This is a genomic window from Streptomyces sp. NPDC051563, assembly GCF_044454225.1.
Lineage (GTDB): Bacteria > Actinomycetota > Actinomycetes > Streptomycetales > Streptomycetaceae > Streptomyces.
The window spans coordinates 1-23,442 of record NZ_JBITDL010000006.1 but is presented as its reverse complement, the minus strand read 5'-3'; the positions used below and the strand labels follow the sequence as shown (position 1 = coordinate 23,442).

The window sequence follows — 23,442 nt, the reverse complement described above, 5'->3', positions numbered from 1 at the left end:
GCCGAGCCCGCGGCGTCCGGTGCCGTGCCCGGGCGTGCTGCCGGGGCGTTCGCGTACTGGGCGTACGTGGTCGCCCCGGCAGTGCGGCCGGGCACGGTGCCGGGCGTCGCGGGCCCGGCAAGATCCGAAAGAGACGGCCTAGACGGCTCGGGGAGCCGCGCCGCGCTACCCGAAGGCGGCCTTGTGGGGGCCGATCGCGGGGTCGAGTTCGTGGAGCATCTTCCGGGCGTCCTCCAGGATCCCGGCGGTGCACAGGACCCGCCAGTCCGCGTAGCCGGGGGACTGCCCCAGTGCGGTCCGCAGGAAGCGGGTCTCGGCCTCGCCGAGCAGCTCCGCGAGCCGGGCCCGCACCTCGGGCGCCGGGGCCTCCTCCCGCACGTGGACCCCGGCCAGGTCGTCCAGCATCGCGGCGAGCGCGGCCAGCACCCCGTCCAGCCCGGCCGGGGCCTCGGCCCGCAGGGGCAGCAGCGGCGTCTCGTGCTGCGCCCAGTGCAGGGCGGGCGGGCGGCCTTCGCGGAAGGTCAGGTTGTACAGCCCGCGGGTGATCCCCCGGACCTGGTGTCCGACGTGGTCCAGGCACTGGGTGGCTTCGGCGAGCCGGTCCAGCCGGGGCCGCGCGAGCCGGCCGCGGGGCCGCCAGCGGATCGCGTCCTCGGCTTCGCGGACGGCCTGGCGCACCGTGTCGAGCTCCCTGGACAGGGAGCGGGCCCGTCGCACCCAGTCCCCGGTGCGCGCGGCCCAGTCCTCCTCGGCCAGGCCGCGGGCGATCTCGGCCAGCAGATCGGCCATCTCCCGGTTCAGGCGGGCCAGTTCCTCACCGGCGCGGCGGGTGAAGCCGGGGGCGGGCAGCGCGAGGCCGATGCACGTGCCGACGAGGACGCCGACGACGTTGTCCTCCAGCCGGGAGGCTCCGTAGCCGAAGGTGGTGGCGGCGCCCATCACGAGCACGGCGGTGAGCGCGATCTGGTGCATCTGCGAGCCGAGGTTCATCGCGCGTCCCGCGTACATCCCGACCAGCACCACGAGGAGGACGCTCACCGCGTTCGTGCCGATCGACGCGGTGGCCGCCACGCCGAGCAGGAAGCCGAACAGGATGCCCGCCGCCCGCTGCAGGCTCTTGCGCGCGGTGGCGAAGGGCGTGGCCTGCGTGGCGAGGATCGCGCCGGCGGGGGCGAGCGAGGCCGCATCGGAGTGCAGCAGGGCGGAGGCGATCCACCAGGAGAGCCCCGCCGAGACCGCGGCCCGCAGGACCGTGCTCCCGTCGCCGAAACCGGCGGTCATCCGGGACCGCAGGCCCGCTGTTCCCACTGCTCCCACCACGCTGCCGGGTACCTTCATTTTCGGGACCTTACGTCAGGAACCCTCCCGAAAGGGAGAGCGCGGCTCAGGCGGCGGCCGTGGTGGCGGCCGTGGTGGAAGCCGTGGCGGCGGCCGCCTCCGGGGCGACGCTCCGCGCGGTGACGGCCGTACGGCGGGACCGGACCCAGAAGGCGAGGGTCGCGCCCAGCAGCAGGGCGGCCGTGGTGTCCTGGCCCCAGGCTCCCTGCTCCGTGAGCAGCACGGCCAGGGCGGCGACCAGCCCCGCCGCGGGCAGCGTGAGCACCCAGGACACGAGCATCGACCGCACGGTCGCCCGGTTCAGGACCCCGCCGGGGGTGGCGAGCCCGGCCCCGGCGACGCTCCCGGTGACGGCGTGCGTGGTGGACACCGCGAAGCCCAGGTGCGAGGTGGTCAGCAGCACGGCCGCCGCGCTCGTCTGGGCCACGCAGCCCTGCCGCGGGCCGAGCCGGGTCAGGCCCGTGCCGAGCGTACGGATGATGCGCCAGCCGCCCGTACAGGTGCCCAGGGCCATGGTGAGCCCGGCGGCCGCGATGACCCACAGCGGGGGAGCCGACCCGGCGGGCAGGGAACCCGCGGTGACCAGTGTCAGCGTGATCACGCCCATGGTCTTCTGCCCGTCGCCGGTGCCGTGCGCCAGGGACACGAGGGCCGCCGCGAGCACCTGCCCGGCCCGGGCCCCGCGGCCCGCGCCGTGCCCCGCCGCAGGGCCCGTCCCGTGGACCGCTCCGTGGCCCGCCCCGTCCCCGCCGGGTTCCGGACCGCTCAGCCGGCCCGCCGCCCGCGTGGCCGCGTACGCCACGAGTCCGCCGATCAGCGGGGACAGCGCGGCCGGGACGAGGATCTTGCCGACCACGGCCGTCCCGTTCACTCCGTGAAGGCCCACCGAGGCGACGGTGGCCCCGATCAGCCCGCCCACGAGGGCGTGCGAGGAACTGCTGGGAATTCCGAGCAGCCAGGTCACCAGATTCCACAGCACGGCCCCCGCGAGGGCGGCGAGGATGACCGGCGGGCGAATTCCGGCGTGCTCGTCGATGATGCCCCCGGAGATCGTTTTGGCGACTTCCACCGAAACGAACGCACCGGCCAGATTGCACACCGCGGACATGGCCACGGCGACCTTGGGGCGCAGGGCGCCGGTGGCGATGGCCGTGGCCACCGCGTTCGCCGTGTCATGGAACCCGTTGGTGAAGTCGAAGAGCAGGGCCACGGCGATGGTGACCGCGATGAGCGTCGTGGAGGAGTCCATGAGTTCGTGCCTCTGCGCGTCCGTGCGAGTGGAGGGGGACGACAGAACCATAGGCGCGCCGAAGGGGCCGGATCGTCTTCCCCGGTGAACGGAAGACGAATAAGGCGGCGTTAAGTATAGGGGGTCAAAAATGACGGGAAAGTCCGTAAAGAATTCCGGCGCGAATTCCCCGAACGGCCGTGCTGGGAGGGGGTTCCCGGTCTTATGTCCCGTACGGGGCGGGCCTTTCTCCCTTTTCTTCGGCGGCGGGTGCACCGGTGTCCGATGCCCTCTCGGAGCGGCGCGGGCTCCCCAAGCGGTGCCGGAGCCGGCCGGGCCGCGGCGGAGCGCGAGTAGCGTGGACGGCGTGGCACCCATGCCGGGCACGCCCGGCGCCCCGGACCCGGGCGCCGGTGCGGGCTCGCCCGAAGCCCGGGCGCGCGCCACCGACGCCGGCCGGCTGCGGCTCGCCGCCTGGGCGCACGCCCACGAACGCCGTCTGGAGCAGGCCCTGACGGCCCTGCCCGACGCCGACCGCGCGGCGCTGCGCGCCGTCCTGCCGGCCCTCGCCCGCCTCGCCGCCCGCCTGGAGGACGCCGACGGCGCGGGCCCATGATCGCTCCGCTTCCTTGAGTCGCGGGACAATCCCCCGACTCAAGGAAAGAGGAAGGGAATCCGATGCCGCGGATCACACTCGTTCAGGGCGACATCACGGCCGAGCCGGCCGATGCAGTGGTCAACGCCGCGAACTCCTCGCTGCTCGGCGGCGGCGGGGTCGACGGGGCCATCCACCGGCGCGGGGGACCGGAGATCCTGGCCGCCTGCGAGGACCTGCGCCGCTCCCACTACGGCAAGGGCCTGGCGCCGGGACGGGCCGTCGCCACCACGGCCGGCCGGCTCCCGGCGGAGCACGTGATCCACACGGTCGGCCCGGTCTGGTCGCGCGACGAGGACCGCTCCGAGCTCCTGGCCTCCTGCTACCGGGAGTCGCTGCGGATCGCCGACGAGCTGGGAGCCCGTACGGTCGCCTTCCCCGCGATCTCCACCGGCATCTACGGCTGGCCCATGGACGACGGAGCCCGCATCGCGGTGGAGACCGTACGGGCGACCCGGACCGGAGTGGAGGAGGTGCGCTTCGTCCTCTTCGACGCCGCTGCGTACGCGGCCTTCGCGGCAGCCGCCGAGGAGCCCCCGTCGGCACCGGGCCGGGACGGGGACGCGCGGCAGTAGGACCGGATTGGGGGAGCTGCGCAGCATTTGTTCGATTCCGTGTGAGATTCTTCTCCGGTGGGCGGGCAGGCACGCCCGCCGCCGAGGAGAAGGAGCAGCAATGGGGGACAGGCCGGACCCGGCAGGGGCGGACGCGATACGGACCGACCGGCCGGGGCGAAGGCTGCCGTGGCCGTGGTTCCTGGCCGTGGTCCTCGTGTACCTGGGCATCATCCAGGGACTGGGACTGCTGGTCGGGGTGGACACCGGCGACTCCGCGAGCGAGTTCCCCACCACGGAATCCCTCGTGCGCAACGCGCTGATCCCCATCGGGGCGTCGATCGTGTTCGCCGCGGGCCTCGTGACCTGGCTCGGCTGGTGGCGCGAAGTCCTGCACTACCGCGTGCCCGTGCGGCGCTGGGTGCGCTGGGTACCGCTCTCGATGCTCGCCGTCGCCCTGCTCGGCCTGAACTTCCGGCACCTCGCCGACCAGAGCCTCTCCCTCGTGGCCTGCCTGCTGCTGCTCGGGCTGTTCGTCGGGGTCGGCGAGGAGCTCATGTTCCGGGGCATCGGCGTCCACGCCTTCCGCCGGGCCGGATTCTCCGAGGGCAAGGTCGCCCTCTACTCCTCCCTCGTCTTCGGCCTCGCGCACGTCAGCAATGCCATCGGCCAGGGAGCCCAGGCCCTCGTGCAGGCCCTCATCGTGTCCACCTCGGGCTACTTCTTCTACCTGTGCCTGCGCGTCGGCGGCGTCATCCTGCTGCCGATGCTCGTCCACGGCCTCTGGGACACCGGCCTGATCTCCAACCTCGTGGGCGAGGAGCCCCGGGGATCCCTGGGCATGGCCCTGATGATCGTCCTCCAGGCCGTCCTCATCGTGGTCCTGCTCCTCAAGCGCCGCACGATCGAGCCCGCCCCGGCGGCCCCGGCCCCCACCGTCCCGGCCTGACGGCCTCCCGGCCTCCCACCGTCCCGGCCTCCCGGCCCGACGGCCTCCCGGCCCGACGGCCCGGAGGGCTAGGCGACCGAGAACAGCCGGCCGTAGCCCTCGACCGGGGTGGCCGGGGTGGCCGCCGCGCGCAGGGCGGCCCAGAGCAGGGCCTGGTTCGCGGTCAGGACCGGGCGGCCCAGGGTGGCTTCCAGGGCGGCGATCGCCCCGACGGCACGGAAACCGTTGCCGCCGATGACGACCGCGTCCGCCGTGTCGGGGACGTGCGCGGCCACCCAGTCGTGCAGGGCCCGCGGCCCGATGAGGGTCTGCCCGCTGGGCAGGCCACAGGGGGCGGCGTACGGGACCTCGAACCCGGCGTCCTCGTAGTAGCCCCGGCCCAGGTCGCTCAGCGTCTCGTCGAACCAGGGCGGGTCCACGAGGGCGGGCCGGCCGGCCCCCAGGGCCCGCAGTGCCTCGGCGGTGGCGGCGCAGGTGGCGACCACGGGAAGCCCGTGGGTGCGCTCGCGCAGCCGTTCCAGCATGTATCCCTCACCGCGGGGGCCGATGACGTAGGCGGAGCTGGTGAAGGCGTAGGCGATCACCGACACCGGCGCGGCCGCCAGCAGCTCGGCGGCATCGTCCACGTGCGGGGGCTCCGCGAAGGCCCGTACGGGGGCGAGCGGGATGGTGGGGTCCATCGCACCGCCGCGCCCCATCGCGCGGAACGGCACCCGCGCGGCGTGCAGGCCCACGTCCGCCGGAGCCATGGCGCGCAGCTCCGACTCGGGGCCGACATCGGCGTGCGGGGTGAGGACGCCGAGGCGGACGCGCACGTCCCACCCGTCGGGCTGCCACATCGCGTGTTCCTCTCGGAAGCCGGATGTACCGGGAGATACGGAAGATCTCCTACTGTGACACCGGTCGGGCCGCCGGGGCGCCCGGCCGCGCCGCCGCGCACGGGGCCTTCGGGTCCTCCCGGATATCCACAGGCCGACGGGATCCGGGCGGATGTGTCCGAGGAGGTCGCTAGGCTTCTGGGATGACCCCTTCGGAAGCAGCCGTCGAGATCCCCGACGCCCAGCAGGTGCTCCACCGCGTCTTCGGGTACGACTCGTTCCGCGGCGAGCAGCAGCAGATCATCGAGCACGTCGCCGGCGGTGGCGACGCGCTGGTGCTGATGCCCACCGGCGGCGGCAAATCGCTCTGCTACCAGATCCCGGCACTGGTCAGAGCGGGCACCGGAGTGGTGATCTCCCCGCTGATCGCCCTGATGCAGGACCAGGTGGACGCCCTCAACGCGCTCGGAGTGCGGGCCGGGTTCCTCAATTCGACGCAGCTGTCCGACGACCGCCGCGCGGTCGAGCAAGCCTTCCTCGCCGGCGAGCTCGACCTGCTCTACCTGGCACCCGAGCGGCTGCGCACCGAAGGGACGCAGCGCCTGCTCGACCGGGGCACGGTCTCGCTCTTCGCCATCGACGAGGCGCACTGCGTCGCCCAGTGGGGCCACGATTTCCGGCCGGACTACCTCGCGCTGTCCATGCTGCACGAGCGCTGGCCGAAGGTGCCCCGGATCGCGCTGACCGCGACGGCCACCGAGGCCACGCACGCCGAGATCGCGGCGCGCCTCGGCCTGGAGGAGGCCCGCCACTTCGTGGCGGGCTTCGACCGGCCGAACATCCAGTACCGGATCGTGGCGAAGAACAACCCGGTCAAGCAGCTGCTGGAGCTGATCCGCACCGAGCACCCCGGGGACGCCGGCGTCGTCTACTGCCTCTCCCGGGCCTCGGTGGAGAAGACGGCGGCCGCCCTGGTCGAGCAGGGCATCGACGCGGTGCCGTACCACGCGGGCATGGACTCCCGGACGCGCGCGGCGAACCAGTCGAAGTTCCTGCGGGAGGACGGGGTCGTGGTGGTGGCCACGATCGCCTTCGGCATGGGCATCGACAAGCCCGACGTCCGCTTCGTGGCCCACCTCGACCTGCCCAAATCGGTGGAGGGCTACTACCAGGAGACCGGCCGTGCCGGCCGCGACGGTGAGCCGGCCACGGCCTGGCTGGCGTACGGGCTCCAGGACGTGGTGCAGCAGCGCAAGATGATCGAGGGCTCCGAGGGCGACGAGGCGCACCGCCGCGCGCTGGCCGGACACCTGGAGGCGATGCTCGCGCTCTGCGAGACGGTCGGCTGCCGCCGCGTGCGGCTGCTGGCGTACTTCGGGCAGACCGGCGCTCCGGACTGCGGGAACTGCGACACCTGCCTGACCCCGGCCGAGTCCTGGGACGGGACGGTCGCGGCGCAGAAGCTGCTGTCCACGGTGTGGCGGCTGGCCAAGGAGCGCCGGCAGAAGTTCGGCGCCGGCCAGATCATCGACATCCTGCAGGGCAAGAAGACGGCCAAGGTCATCCAGTTCGACCACGACGGGCTCTCGGTCTTCGGCATCGGGGCGGACCTGGGCACCAACGAATGGCGCGGGGTCGTCCGGCAGCTGCTGGCCCTCGGCCTGCTCGCGGTGGAGGGCGACTACGGCACGCTGGTGCTGACCGAGGCCAGCGGCGAGGTGCTCGGCGGGCGCCGGAGCGTCGCGATGCGCAAGGAGGCGGCTCCGGCGGCCGGTTCCTCCCGCAGGGAGTCCGGCGGATCGCGCTCCGGGAAGGGCGGCCGGGTACCGGTCGACCTGCCGGCGGCCGCCGTGCCGGTCTTCGAGTCCCTCCGCACGTGGCGCGCCGAGACCGCGAAGGAGCAGGGCGTGCCGGCGTACGTCGTCTTCCACGACGCGACGCTGCGGGAGATCGCGACGCAGCTGCCCTCGACGGTCGCGGAGCTGGGCACCATCAGCGGGGTCGGCGAGGCGAAGCTCGCCAAGTACGCCGAGGGCATCCTGAAGACCCTGGACGGTGCGCGGCCCGAGCCGGGCGCGGGGGACCCGGCGACGGCACCCGGAGCCGCCCCGGCGAGGTCCGCCCCGCCCGCGTCCGCGTCGCCCGCGCCGGCCCCGTCCGCGCCGGCCCGCGTCGCCCGGGCGGCCGCGGCCGCCCCGGCCGCCCCCGCCGCCGTGCCCGCCCAGGCCGCTCCGGCCCCGCGGGCGGAGGAGTCGCTCTTCGGCCCGGAGGACGAGGACATCGACCCGCCGTGGGACGACTGGGAGTAAGGGGCTTCGCCGCCCGACACAGCGCCGGGCGGCGAAGGCTCGGATAGGGTGAATCGGTAGGAATCGGGCCCCCTGGGGTGAGGTCGGCGCATTGGACACGTACCAGGAGACGAGCGAGGTACCGGACCAGCCGGTGGCTGCTGTCGGGTACGCGGGCGTGCTGACCGAACTGCTGCCGATCGCCCTGTGGCGCGAGGACGCCGACGGCCGCGTCGTCGAGTGGTCGCTGGCCGCACAGGACCTGCTCGGCCACCGCCCCGAGGACATCCTCGGCCGGCCGGGCTCCGAGGTCCTCGTCCCCGACGCCAACCACGAGCTCGCCGACCAGCTGACCCGCCGGGTCCAGGCCGGGGAGACGGTCGTCGGCACCCTGCCCGTGCGCCACCGCGACGGGCACCAGGTCCCCATGGAGATGTGGATCCTGCCGTCCCCCGATCCGCAGGGGCGCACCGGTTCCATGCTGATCGCCGTGGAGACCTCCGAGGTCCTGGGGATGCGCGATTCGCTCGCCGCGCTGCAGAGCCTGTTCACTCAGTCGCCGATCGGCCTCGGCACCCTCGGTCCCGACCTGCGCTTCCTGCGCGTCAACGACGCCCTGGCCCGGATGAACGGCGTGTCCGCCGCCGAGCACGTCGGCAAACGGCTCACCGAAGTCGTCCCCGGGGTCAATGCCGCCGCGCTCGAACGGCTCATGCGCAAGGTGCTGGAGTGCGGCTCCGCCGTCGTGGACGTCCGCCGCACCGGCCGCACCCCCGCCGACCCCGACCACGACCGGACCTGGTCCTGCTCCTACGCCCCGCTGCTGGACGGCTCCGGGCGGCGGCTCGGCCTGATCGCCTCCCTCATCGACATCACCGACGGGCAGCGCGCCCAGGCGGAGGCGGAGCGGGCCCGCAGCCGGTTCGCCCTGCTCTCCGAGGCCGGTACCCGCATCGGCACCACGCTCGACCTCGGGCAGACGGCCCAGGAGATCGTGGAGGTGCTGGTACCGCAGCTCGCGGACTCGGCCGACGTACAGCTCCTGGAGGCGGTACTGGATCCGGACGAGGCCGGCGCGTCCACCCGGGGGCTGCTGCGCCGCCTCGCCGCCGTCTTCCCGGACCCGGCCGCCCCGACCGCCAAGCTGGTCGCCGGGCAGACCTTCCAGATCCCGGCGCACACCGCCTACGAGCTGGTCATCACCGAGGGCCAGGCCATGAACCTGTTCACGGCCGACATCCCGGCCCTGATCAGGGATCCGCGCGCGGCCGCCCTGCGCGCCTACCTCGCCACCCTGGGCTGCGCCCGGATGGTCCCGCTGGTGGCCCGCGGCCGGGTGCTCGGGGTGGTCGTGGTGACCCGGCTGCGCGGACGCGAGCCCTTCGACCACGAGGACTGCGTGCTGATCGACGAGGTGGTGGCCCGGGCGGCCCTGAACATCGACAACGCCCGGATGTACACGACCCAGCGCGCGGCGGCCCTGACGCTCCAGCGCAGCCTCACCAACAACGCGCTGCCCGAGGTCGCCGGGCTGGAGCTGACCGGCCGGTACCTGCCGGCCAGCGACCACGACGTCGGCGGCGACTGGTTCGACGTGATCGAGCTGCCGGACGGCCGGACCGGCCTGGTGATCGGCGACGTGATGGGCCACGGCATCCACGCGGCCGCGGTCATGGGCCAGCTGCGCACCGCGGTACGGACCCTGGCGCGGCACCAGGTCACCCCCGAGGAGATGCTCCGCTCGCTGGACGCGGTGGTGGCCGACCTCGGCGAGGACGAGATGGCCACCTGCGTCTACGCCGTCCACGACCCGGTGACGGGCGTCTGCGTCATCGCCCGGGCCGGCCACCCGCCGCCGGCCGTGGTGACGGCCGCCGGAGCCGTGACCTTCCTGGACGGCCCTCCGGGAACCCCCCTCGGCACGGGCGGGCGGGAGTTCCGCACGCAGGAGGTCCGGCTCGATCCGGGCAGCCTGCTCGTGCTCTACACGGACGGGCTCATCGAGTCCCGGGACCGGGACCTGGACGAGGGCATGGCCGGGCTCGCGGGCGCCCTGAGGGGTGCGGGGGAGCCGTTGGAGGCCCTGTGCGACACGATCCTGGAACGCCTCCTCCCGGAGGCCCCGCAGGACGACGTGGCGGTCCTGCTGGCCCGGATGCTCCCAACGCACTAGCGCAATAATTGTTTGTGCCTAGTGCAGAATGCGATTATCTTCTCTCCCATGTCTGCCAAGTCGCCGTCCCCCGTCGTCCTCACGGGCCGCCACGTCCGCCTGGAGCCCCTGACCCGGAGCCACCTCCCCGACCTGTACGAGGCCGGCGGCCGCGACGAGGAGGTCTGGCGCTGGCAGGGCGGCCCCGCGCCGCAGTCGCAGGAGGAGATGGGCGCCAGGCTCGACACGGTGCTCGGAGGCGACTACCTCCCCTTCGCCGTCATCCACCTCGCGAGCGGCAAGGCCGTCGGCTGGACCACGTACCTCGACATCAGCCCGGAGCACGAACGCCTGGAGATCGGCTGGACCTGGTACGGGCGCGCGTACTGGCGCAGCGCCGTCAATACGGAGTCCAAGCTGCTGCTGCTCACCCACGCCTTCGAGGACCTCGGCATGGGCCGGGTCCAGCTCAAGACGGACCACCTCAACACCCGCTCCCAGGCCGCGATCGCCCGCCTCGGGGCGCAGCGCGAAGGCGTCCTGCGCCGCCACCGGCGCCGCCCGGACGGCACCTGGCGCGACAGCGTGTACTTCTCCCTGCTGGCCGACGAATGGCCGCAGGCCAAGGCCCGGCTGGCCGCCCGGCTGGCCGCCCGGCTCTGAGCCGTCCGCCGCGGCCCTCCCGCTACCAGGCCAGGTCCTCCAGGGCCTCCAGGTCCACCTCGGCCGGGGGCGCCGGCTCGGCCGCGCCCGTCAGGGGCAGCTCCGCCCAGATCACCTTGCCGCGGTCCGTGTAGCGGGTGCCCCACCGCTCCGCGTACTGGGCGACGAGGAACAGGCCGCGCCCGCCCTCGTCGGTCGTGGCCGCGTAGCGCAGGTGCGGAGAGGTGCTGCTGCCGTCGGCGATCTCGCAGATCAGGGTGCGGTCGCGGAGCAGCCGGACCCGGATCGGCGCGCTCCCGTAGCGGATGGCGTTGGTGATCAGTTCGCTGAGGATGAGCTCGGCGGTGAAGGTGACGTCGCCCAGGCCCCAGGCGCTGAGCTGCGCGGAGCCCGCGCGGCGGACCCGGGACACGTCCGCGGGGTCCGGGAGCACCTCCCACTCCGCGATCTGCCCGGCCGGGAGCCGCCGGGTGTCGGCGACGAGCAGGGCGATGTCATCGCTCGGCGCCGGGAACAGCAGCGCGGCCAGCACGTCGGCGCAGGCCTGGTCGGGGCTGCGGCCCGGCCGGGACAGGGCCTCGGTCAGCAGCGCCAGGCCGGTGTCGAAGTCCCGGTCGCGGTCCTCCAGCAGCCCGTCGGTGAACAGCACGAGCCGGCTCGCCTCCGGCAGCTGCAGCTCGACGGCCTCGAAGGGCATCCCGCCGACGCCCAGCGGCAGCCCGATCGGCAGCTCGGGGTACTCGACCCGCCCGTCGGGCCCGACCAGTGCCGGGCCGGGGTGGCCGGCGCTGGCCATGGCGCAGTGGCCGGACACCGGGTCGTACACCGCGTACAGGCAGGTGGCGCCGGTGACGCCCGCGGACTCGCCCTCCCCGAAGCCCTCGTCGGCCGAGGACTCGTCCTGGTCGATCCGGTCGATCAGCTCGTCGAGGTGGCCCAGCAGCTCGTCGGGAGGCATGTCGAGCGTGGAGAAGTTGTGCACCGCGGTCCGCAGCCGGCCCATGGTGGCGGCGGCGTGCACCCCGTGCCCCACCACGTCGCCGACGACCAGGGCGACCCGGGCCCCGGCGAGCGGGATCACGTCGAACCAGTCGCCGCCCACCCCCGCCTTAGCGGGCAGGTACCGGAAGGCGACGTCCACGGCGCTCAGATCGGGCAGCACCCGGGGCAGCAGGCTGCGCTGGAGGGTCACCGCCACCGCGTGCTCGCGCGTGAAGCGGCGGGCGTTGTCGATGGAGACCGCAGCCCGCGCCGCCAGCTCCTCGGCGAAGGACAGGTCCTCCTCGTCGAAGGGCTCGGGGGTGTCGGCCCGCCAGAAGTTGGCCATGCCGAGGACCACCCCGCGGGCCTGGAGCGGTACGGAGATCAGCGAGTGCAGCCCGTAGTCCAGGGCCACCCGGGTGCCGTCGTGGTCCTGGGCCCGCCAGCCGACGGCAGCGGTCAGATCGGCCGCGAGGACCCCCCTCCCGCTCTCCAGGGCCGCCGACATCGGCGCGGTCGCCACGACGAAGCGGATGACGTCGCCCACCGGCTGGAGCGGGGACTCGGCCCGGATCCCGCTGATGGCCGCCCGGCGCATCTCGGTGTGCGTGCCGCCGCCGGGCTCCTCGCCGCGCAGCACCGGCTCCAGCAGCTCGACGGTGACGAAGTCCGCGAACCGCGGGACCGCGACCTCGGAGAGCTCCTCGGCGGTGCGCACCACGTCCAGGGTGGTCCCGATGCGCACCCCGGCGTCGTAGAGCAGCTGGAGCCGGTCGCGGGCCACCGCGGCCCGGCCGGAGAGCGCGGCGAGCTCGGTGGAGTCGCGCAGGGTGGTCACGGTGCCGGACGGGCGGCCCCCGTAGGGCGTGGTGGGGCGCACGTTCACGGCGAGGAGCCGGTCGCCGGCCCGGTGGACCTCGTCGGTGGCGGACCGCCCGGAGGCCAGCAGCGCGGCCGTGGGCGGATCGAGGCCGAGCTCGCCCACGTGCCGCAGCTCGGCGTCGGCGGGCAGGTCCAGGAGGCGGCGGGCCTCGTCGTTGGCGAGCAGCAGCCGGCCCTCGGCGTCGATGATCAGGACGCCCTCGCGGACGGCGTGCAGAACCGCCTCGTGGTGTTCGTTCATCCGGGTCATCTCGGCCTCGCCGAGGCCCCGGGTCTGGCGCCGCAGCCGGCGGCTGACGAGGGCCGCGCCGCCGGTGCCGAGGAGCAGGGCGCCGGTGGCCGCGCCGAGGAGCAGGGGCAGCTGGCCCTCGACCCCGTCGCCGACGTTCGCGACCTCGATGCCGGTGGAGACCAGGCCGACCACCGCGCCCGCGGAGTCCCGTACGGGCACCACGGCGCGGACCACGTCGCTCGGCTTGCCCTCGAAGGTCTCGGTGAAGGCCTGTCCGGCCGCGGCGCGGGAGAGGTCACCGGTGGCGCGCTGGCCGATCAGCTCGGGGCGGGAGTCGGTGTACCGGATCCCGTCGGTGGTCATGACGGCTATGAAATCGACGCCCGAGGCCCGGCGGGCGGCCTCCGCCAGCGGCTGGAGCACCGCGGTGGGGTCGGTGGACTCCAGGGCGGCCGGGAGGCCGGGGGCGTGCGCGAAGGCCTCGGCGGCGGCGAGGGAGCGGTTGCGGGCGTCGCGCTGGCTGTCGTAGCGGGCCTGGAAGAACAGGGCCGTGGCGGCGGCGGTGATCAGCACCAGCACGAGGACGGCCTGGAGGGCGAAGACCTGGCCGGCGACGCTGCGGGCGCCGAGCGAGAGGTGGGAGAACAGCCGGGAAAAAGGGCGGGCGAGGCGGTGCGCGAGGCGCCGCACGCGACTGCGGCCGGGTCCGTCCGCCGGCCCGGCTCCGGGTGGGGACCCGTCCTCGGGCGGGGGCCTGTCCTCGGGCGCTCCCTCAGAGCCCCTCGGTGGGCCAAAACGTCCGGTCATGAGCCATTTCTAACACTGTCGGCGGGGTTTGGGGGAGGCGCCGGGGGGCCCGGTGCGGTGGCGGCCGCACGGTACGCGCGGGGACTCGTGCCGACGTACGAGGTGAAGTGCTGGCGGAAGGTGACCTCGCTGGCGAATCCGGCCCGCCGGGCCACCTCGGTGACCGGATGATCGGTGCGCTCCAGCAGTTTGCGGGCTTCGTCCAGACGGTGGCCCAGCAGCCATTTGTGCGGGGTGGTCCCGGTCGCCGCGGCGAAGTGCCGGGCGAAGGACCGCGGCGACATCCCGGCCCAGCGGGCCAGGGTGGCCACGTCCAGCGCCTCGTGCAGCCGCCCGAGCGCCCGCTCCCGTACGAGGGCCAGCGCCTCGGCGGTCCGGTCGGCGACCGGGGTCGGGCGGTCCAGGTATTGGGCGTGCTCGCCGGTGCGGAAGGGGCCGGTCACCATCGCGCGGGCGATGGCGGCGGCCGTCTCGGAGCCGTGGGCCTCGCGGACCAGGTGGAGGCAGAGGTCGATCCCGGAGGCGACTCCGGCGGAGGTCCACAGCCCCGCGTCCCCGACGTAGAGCGGGGCCTCCTCGACGCGCACGGCGGGGTACCGTCCGGCCAGGGCCGGGGCCAGCGACCAGTGGGTCACGGCCCGGCGGCCCGCCAGCAGCCCGGCCTCGGCGAGGATGAAGGCGCCGGCGCACAGGGCGGCCACCGGGATGCCGCGGGCGTGGGCGTCCCGCAGGGCGGCGAGGACCGGTTCGGGCGTCGGATCGCAGGGCCGGTCGAGCGCGGGAACCACGACGAGGTCGGAGCCGGCGAGCCAGTCGAGCCCGCGGTCCGGGGTCAGGGTCAGCCCTCCGGGGAGCGGGATCGGGCCGGTCTCCAGGGCGCACCGGCGCAGATCGAAGGGCGGTACTCCGCGGTGGCCGCGGTCATGCCCCCAGACCTCGGTGATGACGGCCAGGTCGAAAGCGCGGATGCCGGGCTGAACGACGATCGCGACGCGGTGCATGGCGTGAGTCTGCCACGCAGGCCCCGCGGAAGGGGAGGGCCGAGCCCCCTGCGGAATCGGCCGCGAGGCCCCCGACCTGCGACGGAGCCGGGCTCCGGGCCTCGTCGGGCCCGATGCTGCCAGGGGTGGCAGGATCCCATCGGTTCGCGGGCCCGGTGGTGCTGTTCCGGGGAGGCGCGGCCGCCCAGGATGAGGGCATGACGAACGAGAACGAGACCACGGCCACCACCGAGACGGCTACCGCCACCGCGCCCCTGGTGGAGATCGCTCCGAACAGCGCCCTGCTGATCATCGACGTCCAACAGGGCTTCGACGACGCCGACTTCTGGGGGCCGCGCAACAACCCGGCGGCCGAGGCGAACATCGCCGCGCTGATGGACGCCTGGCAGGAGACCGGCCGGCCGCTCGTGCTCGTGCAGCACGCCTCCCGCACCCCCGGCTCGGTCCTCGCGCCGGACCGGCCCGGCTACGCCCTCAAGGAGTTCGTCGCCGAGCGGGCCGGGCGGGCCGCGCTGCACGTCACCAAGTCCGTGAACTCCTCCTTCTACGGCACCCCGGACCTCGCCGACTGGCTCACCGCCCAGGGCGTCGGCCAGCTCGTCGTCGCGGGGATCCAGACGAACATGTGCGTCGAGACCACGGCCCGGATGGCCGGGAACCTGGGCTACGAGGTCCTCGTGCCGCTCGATGCCACGCACACCTTCGACCTGGCCGCCGAAGCCGGCCCGGACGCCCCCCGCCTGACGGCCGACCAGCTCGCCACCGCCACCGCGGTGAACCTCCAGGGCGGCGGCTTCGCCCGGATCGTCACCACGGAGTCCCTGGTCACCGCGGCCCGGGCCTGACCCTGCGGGGCTGTCCCCTACCCGCCCTTCCACCGTTCCCCGGGCTCCGCCCGGACCCGTTCCGGGGGCCAGCCCCCGGACCCCCGCTCCTCAAACGCCGGAGGGGCTGGATTTTGGCCGGTGTCCGGCTTGATGTGCGCGGAGCGGGCTGGATGGCGCGGAGCGCCATTTCAGCCCCTCCGGCGTTTGAGGAGCGGGGTCTGGGGCGGAGCCCCAGAAGGGGTCCGGGGCGCAGCCCGGGGAACGGTGGAAGGGCGGGTAGGGGACATCCCCCCCGGGCCACCCGGCCCGGCTCGGCCCCGCGCCGCCGGGGAAACGCCGGCGGCCCGGACCCCCCGTCGGGGGATCCGGGCCGCCGGACAGGGCGGACGCCTCGTCAGAGGACGTCGGCCGCGATGTTCTCCGCCACCCGCTCCAGCAGCGGCCCCGCGTTCGGGATGCTCACCGCCGGGTCCGGCTCCAGATCCGTCAGCGGGTAGGCCCGCCGGATGCCGGCGGCCTCGAGCGCCTCCTGCGAGAGCAGCAGCCGGCCGCAGACCGCGACGACGGGCTTGCCGGCCGCACGGGCCGCCGCCGCGACACCGGCCGGAGCCTTGCCGTGGAGGGTCTGCTCGTCCAGCGAACCCTCGCCGGTGATGACCAGCGTGGCCCGCTCCAGCGCCGGCGCGAAGCCGAGCACCTCGAGCATCAGCTCGATGCCGGGCCGGAACGAGGCGCCGAGCAGCAGCGCACCGTAGCCGATGCCGCCCGCGCCGCCCGCGCCGGGCGAAACCGCTGCCTCGGCGGCCAGGGAGCCGATCGACTTCTCGAGGACGACCGCGAAGTGCGCGAGCGCCGCGTCGAGCGTCGCGACGTCCTCGGGCGACGCCCCCTTCTGCGGGCCGTAGACCGCCGGAGCGCCCTTCGGACCCGTCAGCGGGTTGTCCACGTCGCTCGCCAGGACGAAGTCGATCTCCTTGATGCGGGGGTCGATGCCCGACAGGTCGGCCGAGGCCAGCCCGGCCAGCGCGCCGCCGCCCGGACCGACCGGTTCACCGTTCGCATCCAGGAACACGGCGCCCAGCGCGGCCAGCATGCCCGCGCCGCCGTCGGTGGTGGCGCTGCCGCCCACGCCGAAGACGATCGAGCGGGCTCCCGCGTCGAGTGCGGCCTTCAGCAGTTCGCCGGAGCCGTAGGTGGTCGCCGTCAGCGGGGCGAAGACACCCGCCGGCAGCAGCTGGAGCCCGGAGGCCTCCGCCATCTCGACCACCGCGGTGCCCTCGCGCAGGGCGAAAGCGGCCGTGACCTGGTCACCGAGCGGTCCGGTGACCCGTACCTCCCGGCGTTCGAAACCGGCCGCCACGGCGGCCGCGACCGTACCGTCGCCGCCGTCCGCGACGGGGAGGGTCTCGATCTCCACGCCCGGTACGGCCTTGCGAAGGCCGGCCGTCACCCGCTCCGCGACCTGAACGGCCGTGAGCGAGCCCTTGAATTTGTCCGCGGCGATGAGCACGCGCGCGGTCTCAGTTACTGCTCCGTCCGTCACCTTGCTAATCCCTTGCTATCGAACAGTGCAGTCGCGCCACCCCTGAGCCTATCCGGAGGATCCTCCTATGCCCATGCGTGGCCTGGGCCACACGCGGCGCGCCATACCCCTAAATAGGGATATACGCCTGCATAGTGTGGCCGCATGAGCACGGATTCACTGGAACAGCCACGTCCGGATTCCCCAGGTGGAGGGTCCGCAGGTCCCGCCGACGGCCCCGACGGCACTCCCGACGGCACCGTCGTCACCATCGGAGTGATCGCCGTCCTGGCCGTGGTCGCCTGGGCGGCGCTCGGGAAGAGTTCCTTCGACTCGGCGTCGAGCACCGCCCTCGCCTGGGTGCTGAGCAACTTCGCGTGGCTCTTCGTGATCGCCGCCGATGTGTTCCTCGTCATGTGCGTCGTGCTCGCGATCAGCCGCTTCGGCCGGATCCGCCTCGGCAGGGACGACTCGGAGCCGGAGTTCACGAACCTCGCGTGGATCGCGATGATGTTCAGCGCGGGCATGGGCATCGGGCTCATGTTCTACGGCGTGGGCGAGCCGCTCACGCACTACCTGAACCCGCCCCCGGCCTCCGGCGCGGCCCCCGGCACCGGCGACGCCGCCCGCGCCGCGCTCGACTACTCCTTCTTCCACTGGACCCTCACCCCCTGGGCGATCTACGGCATCGCCGGCCTCGCCCTCGCCTACGCGACCTTCCGCAAGGGCCGCGGCAACCGCCTCAGCTCCGCCTTCGTCCCCCTCATGGGCGAGGAACGGGCCGACGGCTGGCCGGGCAAGGCCATCGACCTGCTCGCGGTCTTCGCGACCGTCTTCGGCACCGCCACCAGCCTCGGCCTCGGCGCCCTCCAGGTCGCCAAGGGGCTCAACATCACCACGGGGATCGAGGACTCGACCACGGTCGAGCTGATCATCATCGGCTCCCTGTCGGCTGCCTTCGTCCTGTCCGCCTTCTCCGGGCTGCACAAGGGCGTCAAATGGCTCAGCACGATCAACATCGTGCTCGCCGCGGCCCTGATGACCTTCGTCTTCGTCCTCGGCCCGACCGTCTACATCCTCGACGTGATCCCGGCGAGCGTCGGCAGCTACCTGCACGAACTGCTCCCGATGGCCACCCGCACGGGAGCCTTCACCGACAGCGAGTGGCTCGGCGCGTGGACGATCTTCTACTGGGCGTGGTGGCTCTCCTGGGCACCCTTCGTCGGCACCTTCATCGCCCGCATCTCGCGCGGCCGCACGATCCGCGAGTTCCTCGTCGGCGTGCTCCTGGTGCCCAGCGGCGCCACCGTCGTCTGGTTCTGCGTCATGGGCGGCACCGCGATCCGCCTCGACGCCACCGGCGTCGCCGACATGGCGGCCAAGGCCAAGGAGGGCACCGAGGCCTCGCTCTTCGCGATGCTCGACGCGCTCCCGCTCGGCACCGTCACCTCGTGGATCGCCATGCTCCTGGTGATGACCTACTTCGTGACCAGCGCCGACTCCGCCTCCCTCGTCATGGGCTCCCTCACCAGCCGCGGCTCCCTGCACCCGCCGACGTGGCTCGTGGTCACCTGGGGCGTGCTCATGGCCTCCGTGGCCGCCGTACTCCTCGTCGCGGGCGGCCTGAAGTCCCTCCAGACGGCCACCATCCTCGTCGCGCTGCCGTTCGTGGTCGTGATGCTGCTCCTGTGCTGGGCCCTGGTGAAGGAGCTCCGCGAGGACCCGGGGGCGGGGCCCGTCCGCCACCACGCCCTCCACGGACTCCGGGACGCGGTCAAGGCCATGGTCGGCGACGCCATCACCGAACAGGGCCCGGCCCGCCACCCGCGGCTGCGCCGCGTGGCGGAGTCGAGGAACCGCGACCGCGAGGACGGCCCGCCGGGCGGCGGCCCCACGGAGGAGTGACTCCCGGGGAGGAGCGCCCCCTGGCGAGGAGCGAGCCCCGGGCATCCGGGGCGGCTGGGTAGGGTTGCGGCGTGACCACCACCGATGACTACGCCACCTACATCGCGAGCCTGCCCCGGGTGCTGGCCGGAGCGGCCGCCCTGTTCCGGGACGCCGAGGGCCGGGTGCTCCTCGTCGAGCCCAACTACCGGGAGGGCTGGGCCCTGCCGGGCGGCACCATCGAGTCGGACACGGGGGAGTCCCCGCGCACGGCCGCCCGCCGGGAGAGCGCCGAGGAGATCGGCATCGACGTGCCGCTCGGCCGGTTGCTCGCCGTCGACTGGTCCACCGGCGAGGGCCGGCCCCCGCTCGTCGCCTACCTCTACGACGGCGGCGTGCTCGATGCCGCGCAACTCGCCTCCATCAAGCTCCAGGAGGAGGAGCTGCTCTCGTGGCGGCTGGTGGAACAGGCCGAGCTGACGGACCATCTGCTCGGGTCCCTGGGCCTGCGCACCGTGGAGGCGTGCCGGGTCCTGCGGACCGGCGAAGGCGCCGCTGAGCTGGAGAACGGCCGCCGGCCGCAGGCCTCGTAGGCGGTCCCGCTCGTTATTCCTTGCCTACACCGAGCAGGACAGAATTCAGCGAATGATCACGATGTACGCCTGGCCCAGCACCGCCGACGGGCCCGACGCCCTGCCCATGGTCCACTTCACCACCGATCAGCAGGAGGGCGGCGAGGTCACCCCCGAAGGGGTTCCGGTCTGGATGTTCGACGCCGCGATCCGGGACGGCGGCTGGGCCCAGTTCACCGACTTCGAGGCCTGGTCCGTACCGGCCGAGGGCTGGCAGGCCTTCTACCGCCGCTCGGACGACGTCCTTGCCGTCACCGGCCCCGGCGCCTGCGAGGGCTGGTACCAGGGCGGCCTCGGCGCGGACGCCGAGTGGGTGGGCGCGGCCGCCGTCCAGCAGAGCGTGGTCCTGCTCGCGGCCCCCGTCCAGCACCCGTCGCTGTACGCCTACGCGGTCGAAGCCGGCGCCGCCTTCGCGCTGCTGGTCCCGCTGGTGGTCATCTAGCCGTGGACCTCCTGCCCGCAGACCCGACGGTGCTCCACCCGATTCCCGGGCAGCCGCGCGTGGTCCTGCTCAAGCCGCTGGTGACCTCCCCGCTGATCGAGGCGGGCGAGTACGCGTACTACGACGACCCGGACGACCCCACCGCCTTCGAGACCCGCAACGTGCTCTACCACTACGGGCCCGAGAAGCTGGTCATCGGGAAGTTCTGCGCCCTGGGCACCGGGGTCCGGTTCCTCATGAACGGCGCCAACCACCGGATGGACGGCCCCTCCACCTTCCCCTTCCCGATCATGGGCGGGTCCTGGGCCGTCCACGCCGACCTGCTGACGGGCCTCCCCGGCCGGGGCGACACCGTCGTCGGCAACGACGTCTGGATGGGCTACGGGGCCATGGTCATGCCCGGGGTGCGCATCGGGCACGGCGCGATCGTCGCCGCCGGAGCCGTCGTCGTGGACGACGTCCCCGACTACGGGATCGTCGGCGGCAACCCCGCCACCCTCATCCGCACCCGCTACACCGACGAGGACGTCGCCCGCCTGCTCGCGCTCGCCTGGTGGGACTGGCCCGCGGAACACCTCACCCGCCACATCCGCACCGTCATGTCCGGCACCGTCGCCGACCTGGAAGCGGTCGCCCCTCCGGCCTGAGCCGGACCACCGGCGGCGCCGGGCCGCGGGAACGGCGAGGCGGGCGGGAATTGACGTGCCGAGCGGCCGGAGCGGCTGACATACTCCGCGCCGTGACGACTGACCACGGCCGCGGCCCGACACTGACCACCGGCGAGGGCGACACCGCGCTCGACGACCGGCTGACCGAGGAACTCACCGCCTTCAACACGGCCGCCACCGGCGTGTCCGACCGCGGCACGTTCTCGGTCAAGGCCACCGACGAAGCGGGCGGACTGATCGGCGGCCTCTCCGCGTCGACCTGGGGCGGTCTGTGCGGCATCGAGCTGCTGTGGGTCCGCGAGGACAGCCGCAAGGACGGCTGGGGCGGCAGGATCCTGCGGGCGGCAGAGGCGGAGGCCCGGCGACGCGGCTGCGATCGCGTGGCCGTCTCCTCGTACACCTTCCAGGCCCCCGGCTTCTACGAACGCCACGGCTACGTGGAGACCGCCCGGATCCCGGGGATCCACGGAACGCACGCGGACGTGCACCTGCTCAAGCCGCTGACCGGGCAGGACACCGCCTGAGGGCCTAGAGCTGCTCCGCCCCGGACTCGAAGGCCAGCAGGCGCACCTTGCGGTCGATGCCGCCGCCGTAGCCCGTCATGGAGCCGGAGGCTCCGATGACGCGGTGGCACGGCACCACGATGCTGACCGGGTTCTTCCCGTTGGCCAGGCCCACCGCGCGGGAGGCGTTCGGCTTGCCGAGCCTGGCGGCCAGCTCCCCGTACGACCAGGTCTGCCCGTAGGGGATCCGTACGAGCTGCTCCCACACGCTGCGCTGGAACTCGGTGCCCTCCAGCCGCACCGGCAGGTCGAACTCGGTGAGCTCCCCGGCGAAGTACGCGGTCAGCTGCCGCACCACCTCCGGGAAGGGGGCCTCGCCGGCCGCGACGCGCTCCCCGAAGGCCTCCTCGGCCGGACGGTGGCGCTGGTCGGTCATGTAGAGGCCGCACAGGAACCCGTCGGCGGCGACGAGGGTGAGCGGTCCGTAGGGACTGTCCACGACGGTGTGCTGCCTGGTGCTGCTGCTCATGATGCTCGTACTCCTCGGAGGTCGGAAGTCGGAAGGCGGTCGATGCCGGGGTCAGGCGGGCAGGACGTTGATCGCGTGGTCCTCGGTGGCCCACAGGTACTGCACGGCGTACGCGCGCCAGGGCCGCCAGTGCGCCGCCCGGGCCGTCAGCGCCGCGGGCGTGGAGGGCAGCCCGAGCCCCTTCGCGGCCCGCCGGATGCCCAGGTCGGCCGGGATGAAGGCATCCGGATCGCCCAGGGCCCGCATCGCGATGATCTCGGTGGTCCACGGCCCGAAGCCGGGCAGCGCCCCCAGCCGGGCCCGGGCCGCCTCCCAGTCGCTGTCGATGCCGAGCGGGAGCGAGCCGTCGGCGAGGGCCGAGACGAGCGTGGTGAAGGTGGTCCGCCGGCTGCGCGGCAGGGCCAGCGACTCCGGGTCCATGCCGGCCAGCGCCTGCGAGGTCGGGAACAGGTGGGTCAGCCCGCCCTCGGGGTCGGGGTCGGCCACCGGCTCGCCGAGGGCCCGCACCAGACGGGCCGCGTGCGTACGGGCCGCCGCGGTGGACACCTGCTGGCCGAGCACCGCCCGTACGGCGAACTCCTCCGCGTCGACGGTGCGCGGCACCCGGCGGCCGGGAGCCTTGGCCACGAGCGGGGCCAGCAGCGGGTCGGAGCTCAGCTGCTCGTCCACGGCCTCGGGATCCGCGTCGAGGTCCAGGAGCCGCCGGCAGCGGCTGATGGCGATGGTGAGGTCGCGCAGGTCGGTGAGGGCGAGCCGGCAGCCGATGTGGTCGGGCCGCGGGGTCAGGGCGACGACGCCGGTGCCGTACGGGAGCCGCAGCGTGCGGCGGTAGGCGCCGGCCCGCCACTCCTCGACCCCGGGGACGGCGGTCGCGGCGAGGTGCCCGAAGAGGTTGTCGGGGGTGAGCGGGGCCCGGAAGGGCAGCCGCAGGCTGATGGTGCCCGGTACCTGCGCGGCGCCGGGGCCCGGGGCCGCTCCCCGGCCGGCCGCCCGCGCCCGGAGCTCGCTCGGAGCCAGGGCGAAGACCTCGCGGACGGTGTCGTTGAAGGTCCGGATCGAGGAGAACCCGGCGGCGAATGCGATGTCGCCCATCGGCAGCCCGGAGGTCTCGATCAGCAGCCGGGCGGTCTGCGCGCGCTGGGCCCTGGCCAGGGCGAGCGGCCCGGCGCCGAGCTCGGCGCCCAGCTGGCGCTCCACCTGCCGGGCGGAGTACCCGAGCCGCGAGGCCAGCCCCGGGACGCCCTCGCGGTCGACGACCCCGTCCTGGATGAGGCGCATGGCGCGGGCGACGGCATCGGCGCGGGCGTTCCACTCGGGGGAGCCGGGGGAGGTGTCGGGGCGGCACCGCTTGCAGGCGCGGTAGCCGTTCTGCTGGCAGGCGGCTGCGCTGGGCAGGAAGGTCATGTTCTCGACCTTGGGCGGTACGGCGGGGCAGCTGGGGCGGCAGTAGATTCCGGTGGTCCGGACGGCGGTGAAGAACCAGCCGTCGAACCGTGCGTCCTTCGACTGGACGGCCCGTACGCAACGCTCCGTATCGGTGTACATGGCTCCATCCTCCCGGCGGGCCGCCCCCGGGGCTGGCGGTTTTCCGACACCAAGCCTACGGGGACGCCCCCGGCCCGGGCCGCGCTGCGGGTGCGCCGCTGCGCGGGGCTGGCTGGGTCCCCTACCCGCCCTTCCACCGTTCCCCGGGCTTCGCCCGGACCCGCTTCCGGGTGCGGCGCCGTTGCCGGGGGCCAGCCCCCGGGCCCCCGCTCCTCAAACGCCTGAGGGGCTGAGTTTGGCCGGCGTCCGGCTGGATGTGCGCGGGGCGGGCTGGTGTGCCGCGCAGCGGCACAATCCAGCCCCTCCGGCGTTTGAGGAGCGGGGTCTGGGGCGGAGCCCCAG

General features: G+C 74.0%; 20 protein-coding genes. 12 read left to right on the top strand and 8 right to left on the bottom strand.

The window, feature by feature from the left end; translation table 11 throughout:
- Nucleotides 1-165 precede the first annotated feature (165 nt).
- Both ACIA8F_RS09515 and ACIA8F_RS09510 read right to left on the bottom strand, forming a co-directional pair.
- A complete protein-coding gene (locus ACIA8F_RS09515) occupies nt 166-1,338 on the bottom strand; it encodes an aromatic acid exporter family protein (protein WP_399377702.1) in 1,173 nt (390 codons plus the stop codon).
- Nucleotides 1,339-1,384: 46 nt separating this feature from the next.
- Nucleotides 1,385-2,587, bottom strand: coding sequence for an anion permease (locus tag ACIA8F_RS09510; RefSeq protein ID WP_399377701.1), 1,203 nt, complete (start codon nt 2,585-2,587; stop codon nt 1,385-1,387).
- A 346-nt stretch (nt 2,588-2,933) separates the two neighbouring features.
- On the opposite strand from ACIA8F_RS09510, the gene ACIA8F_RS09505 reads away from it, so the two are divergent.
- The 3 genes from ACIA8F_RS09505 to ACIA8F_RS09495 all read left to right on the top strand — a co-directional run bounded on the left by ACIA8F_RS09505 (nt 2,934) and on the right by ACIA8F_RS09495 (nt 4,724).
- Nucleotides 2,934-3,182 (top strand): hypothetical protein, encoded by a 249-nt coding sequence (locus ACIA8F_RS09505; protein ID WP_399377700.1) that lies wholly within the window; start codon nt 2,934-2,936, stop codon nt 3,180-3,182.
- A 62-nt stretch (nt 3,183-3,244) separates the two neighbouring features.
- The gene (locus ACIA8F_RS09500; protein ID WP_399377699.1) at nt 3,245-3,796 is read left to right on the top strand and encodes an O-acetyl-ADP-ribose deacetylase; all 552 of its coding nucleotides are present in this window, start codon (nt 3,245-3,247) and stop codon (nt 3,794-3,796) included.
- A 100-nt stretch (nt 3,797-3,896) separates the two neighbouring features.
- Entirely contained in the window at nt 3,897-4,724 is an 828-nt protein-coding gene (locus ACIA8F_RS09495; RefSeq protein WP_399377698.1) for a CPBP family intramembrane glutamic endopeptidase, read from the top strand.
- 68 nt (nt 4,725-4,792) lie between these two features.
- Here the strand turns inward: ACIA8F_RS09495 and ACIA8F_RS09490 are convergent, their stop codons facing one another.
- Complete coding sequence (locus ACIA8F_RS09490) at nt 4,793-5,563, bottom strand: maleate cis-trans isomerase (protein WP_399377697.1); 771 nt, start codon at nt 5,561-5,563, stop codon at nt 4,793-4,795.
- A gap of 182 nt (nt 5,564-5,745) precedes the next feature.
- On the opposite strand from ACIA8F_RS09490, the gene recQ reads away from it, so the two are divergent.
- The 3 genes from recQ (at nt 5,746) to ACIA8F_RS09475 (ending at nt 10,645) form a co-directional block, all read left to right on the top strand.
- Nucleotides 5,746-7,851 carry a DNA helicase RecQ gene (gene recQ, locus ACIA8F_RS09485; protein WP_399377696.1) on the top strand — a complete coding sequence of 702 codons (2,106 nt, stop codon included), beginning with the start codon at nt 5,746-5,748 and terminating at the stop codon, nt 7,849-7,851.
- A 91-nt stretch (nt 7,852-7,942) separates the two neighbouring features.
- Complete coding sequence (locus ACIA8F_RS09480) at nt 7,943-10,003, top strand: SpoIIE family protein phosphatase (protein WP_399377695.1); 2,061 nt, start codon at nt 7,943-7,945, stop codon at nt 10,001-10,003.
- 48 nt (nt 10,004-10,051) lie between these two features.
- Nucleotides 10,052-10,645, top strand: a complete 594-nt coding sequence (locus tag ACIA8F_RS09475; RefSeq protein WP_399377694.1) for a GNAT family N-acetyltransferase — start codon at nt 10,052-10,054, stop codon at nt 10,643-10,645.
- Nucleotides 10,646-10,667: 22 nt separating this feature from the next.
- Here ACIA8F_RS09475 and ACIA8F_RS09470 read toward each other — a convergent pair whose 3' ends face one another.
- Together ACIA8F_RS09470 and ACIA8F_RS09465 are read right to left on the bottom strand one after the other, a co-directional pair.
- The gene (locus ACIA8F_RS09470; protein WP_399377693.1) at nt 10,668-13,547 is read right to left on the bottom strand and encodes a SpoIIE family protein phosphatase; all 2,880 of its coding nucleotides are present in this window, start codon (nt 13,545-13,547) and stop codon (nt 10,668-10,670) included.
- On the bottom strand, nt 13,544-14,548 hold the full coding sequence (locus tag ACIA8F_RS09465; protein WP_399377692.1) for a GlxA family transcriptional regulator: 1,005 nt from the start codon (nt 14,546-14,548) through the stop codon (nt 13,544-13,546). The genes ACIA8F_RS09470 and ACIA8F_RS09465 overlap by 4 nt, the downstream gene beginning before the upstream one ends.
- A gap of 197 nt (nt 14,549-14,745) precedes the next feature.
- Between ACIA8F_RS09465 and ACIA8F_RS09460 the strand changes: the two genes are divergently transcribed.
- Nucleotides 14,746-15,393 carry a cysteine hydrolase family protein gene (locus ACIA8F_RS09460; protein ID WP_399377691.1) on the top strand — a complete coding sequence of 216 codons (648 nt, stop codon included), beginning with the start codon at nt 14,746-14,748 and terminating at the stop codon, nt 15,391-15,393.
- Between the two features lie 376 nt (nt 15,394-15,769).
- On the opposite strand, the gene ACIA8F_RS09455 is transcribed toward ACIA8F_RS09460, so the two are convergent.
- Entirely contained in the window at nt 15,770-16,918 is a 1,149-nt protein-coding gene (locus ACIA8F_RS09455; protein ID WP_399377690.1) for a glycerate kinase, read from the bottom strand.
- Between the two features lie 144 nt (nt 16,919-17,062).
- Here ACIA8F_RS09455 and ACIA8F_RS09450 point away from each other — a divergent pair, with 144 nt between their 5' ends.
- The 5 genes from ACIA8F_RS09450 to ACIA8F_RS09430 all read left to right on the top strand — a co-directional run bounded on the left by ACIA8F_RS09450 (nt 17,063) and on the right by ACIA8F_RS09430 (nt 21,047).
- Nucleotides 17,063-18,802 (top strand): BCCT family transporter, encoded by a 1,740-nt coding sequence (locus ACIA8F_RS09450; RefSeq protein ID WP_399377689.1) that lies wholly within the window; start codon nt 17,063-17,065, stop codon nt 18,800-18,802.
- Between the two features lie 71 nt (nt 18,803-18,873).
- Nucleotides 18,874-19,374, top strand: coding sequence for an NUDIX domain-containing protein (locus ACIA8F_RS09445; protein ID WP_399377688.1), 501 nt, complete (start codon nt 18,874-18,876; stop codon nt 19,372-19,374).
- 52 nt (nt 19,375-19,426) lie between these two features.
- On the top strand, nt 19,427-19,855 hold the full coding sequence (locus ACIA8F_RS09440; RefSeq protein WP_399377687.1) for a hypothetical protein: 429 nt from the start codon (nt 19,427-19,429) through the stop codon (nt 19,853-19,855).
- 2 nt (nt 19,856-19,857) lie between these two features.
- Nucleotides 19,858-20,502 (top strand): CatB-related O-acetyltransferase, encoded by a 645-nt coding sequence (locus tag ACIA8F_RS09435; RefSeq protein WP_399377686.1) that lies wholly within the window; start codon nt 19,858-19,860, stop codon nt 20,500-20,502.
- A 92-nt stretch (nt 20,503-20,594) separates the two neighbouring features.
- Nucleotides 20,595-21,047: a GNAT family N-acetyltransferase gene (locus tag ACIA8F_RS09430; protein WP_399377685.1), complete on the top strand. Its 453-nt coding sequence runs from the start codon at nt 20,595-20,597 to the stop codon at nt 21,045-21,047.
- A gap of 4 nt (nt 21,048-21,051) precedes the next feature.
- Here the strand turns inward: ACIA8F_RS09430 and ACIA8F_RS09425 are convergent, their stop codons facing one another.
- Both ACIA8F_RS09425 and ACIA8F_RS09420 read right to left on the bottom strand, forming a co-directional pair.
- Nucleotides 21,052-21,555, bottom strand: coding sequence for a methylated-DNA--[protein]-cysteine S-methyltransferase (locus tag ACIA8F_RS09425; protein WP_399377684.1), 504 nt, complete (start codon nt 21,553-21,555; stop codon nt 21,052-21,054).
- 51 nt (nt 21,556-21,606) lie between these two features.
- Entirely contained in the window at nt 21,607-23,100 is a 1,494-nt protein-coding gene (locus ACIA8F_RS09420) for an AlkA N-terminal domain-containing protein (RefSeq protein ID WP_399377683.1), read from the bottom strand.
- Between the last annotated feature and the right edge of the window lie 342 nt (nt 23,101-23,442).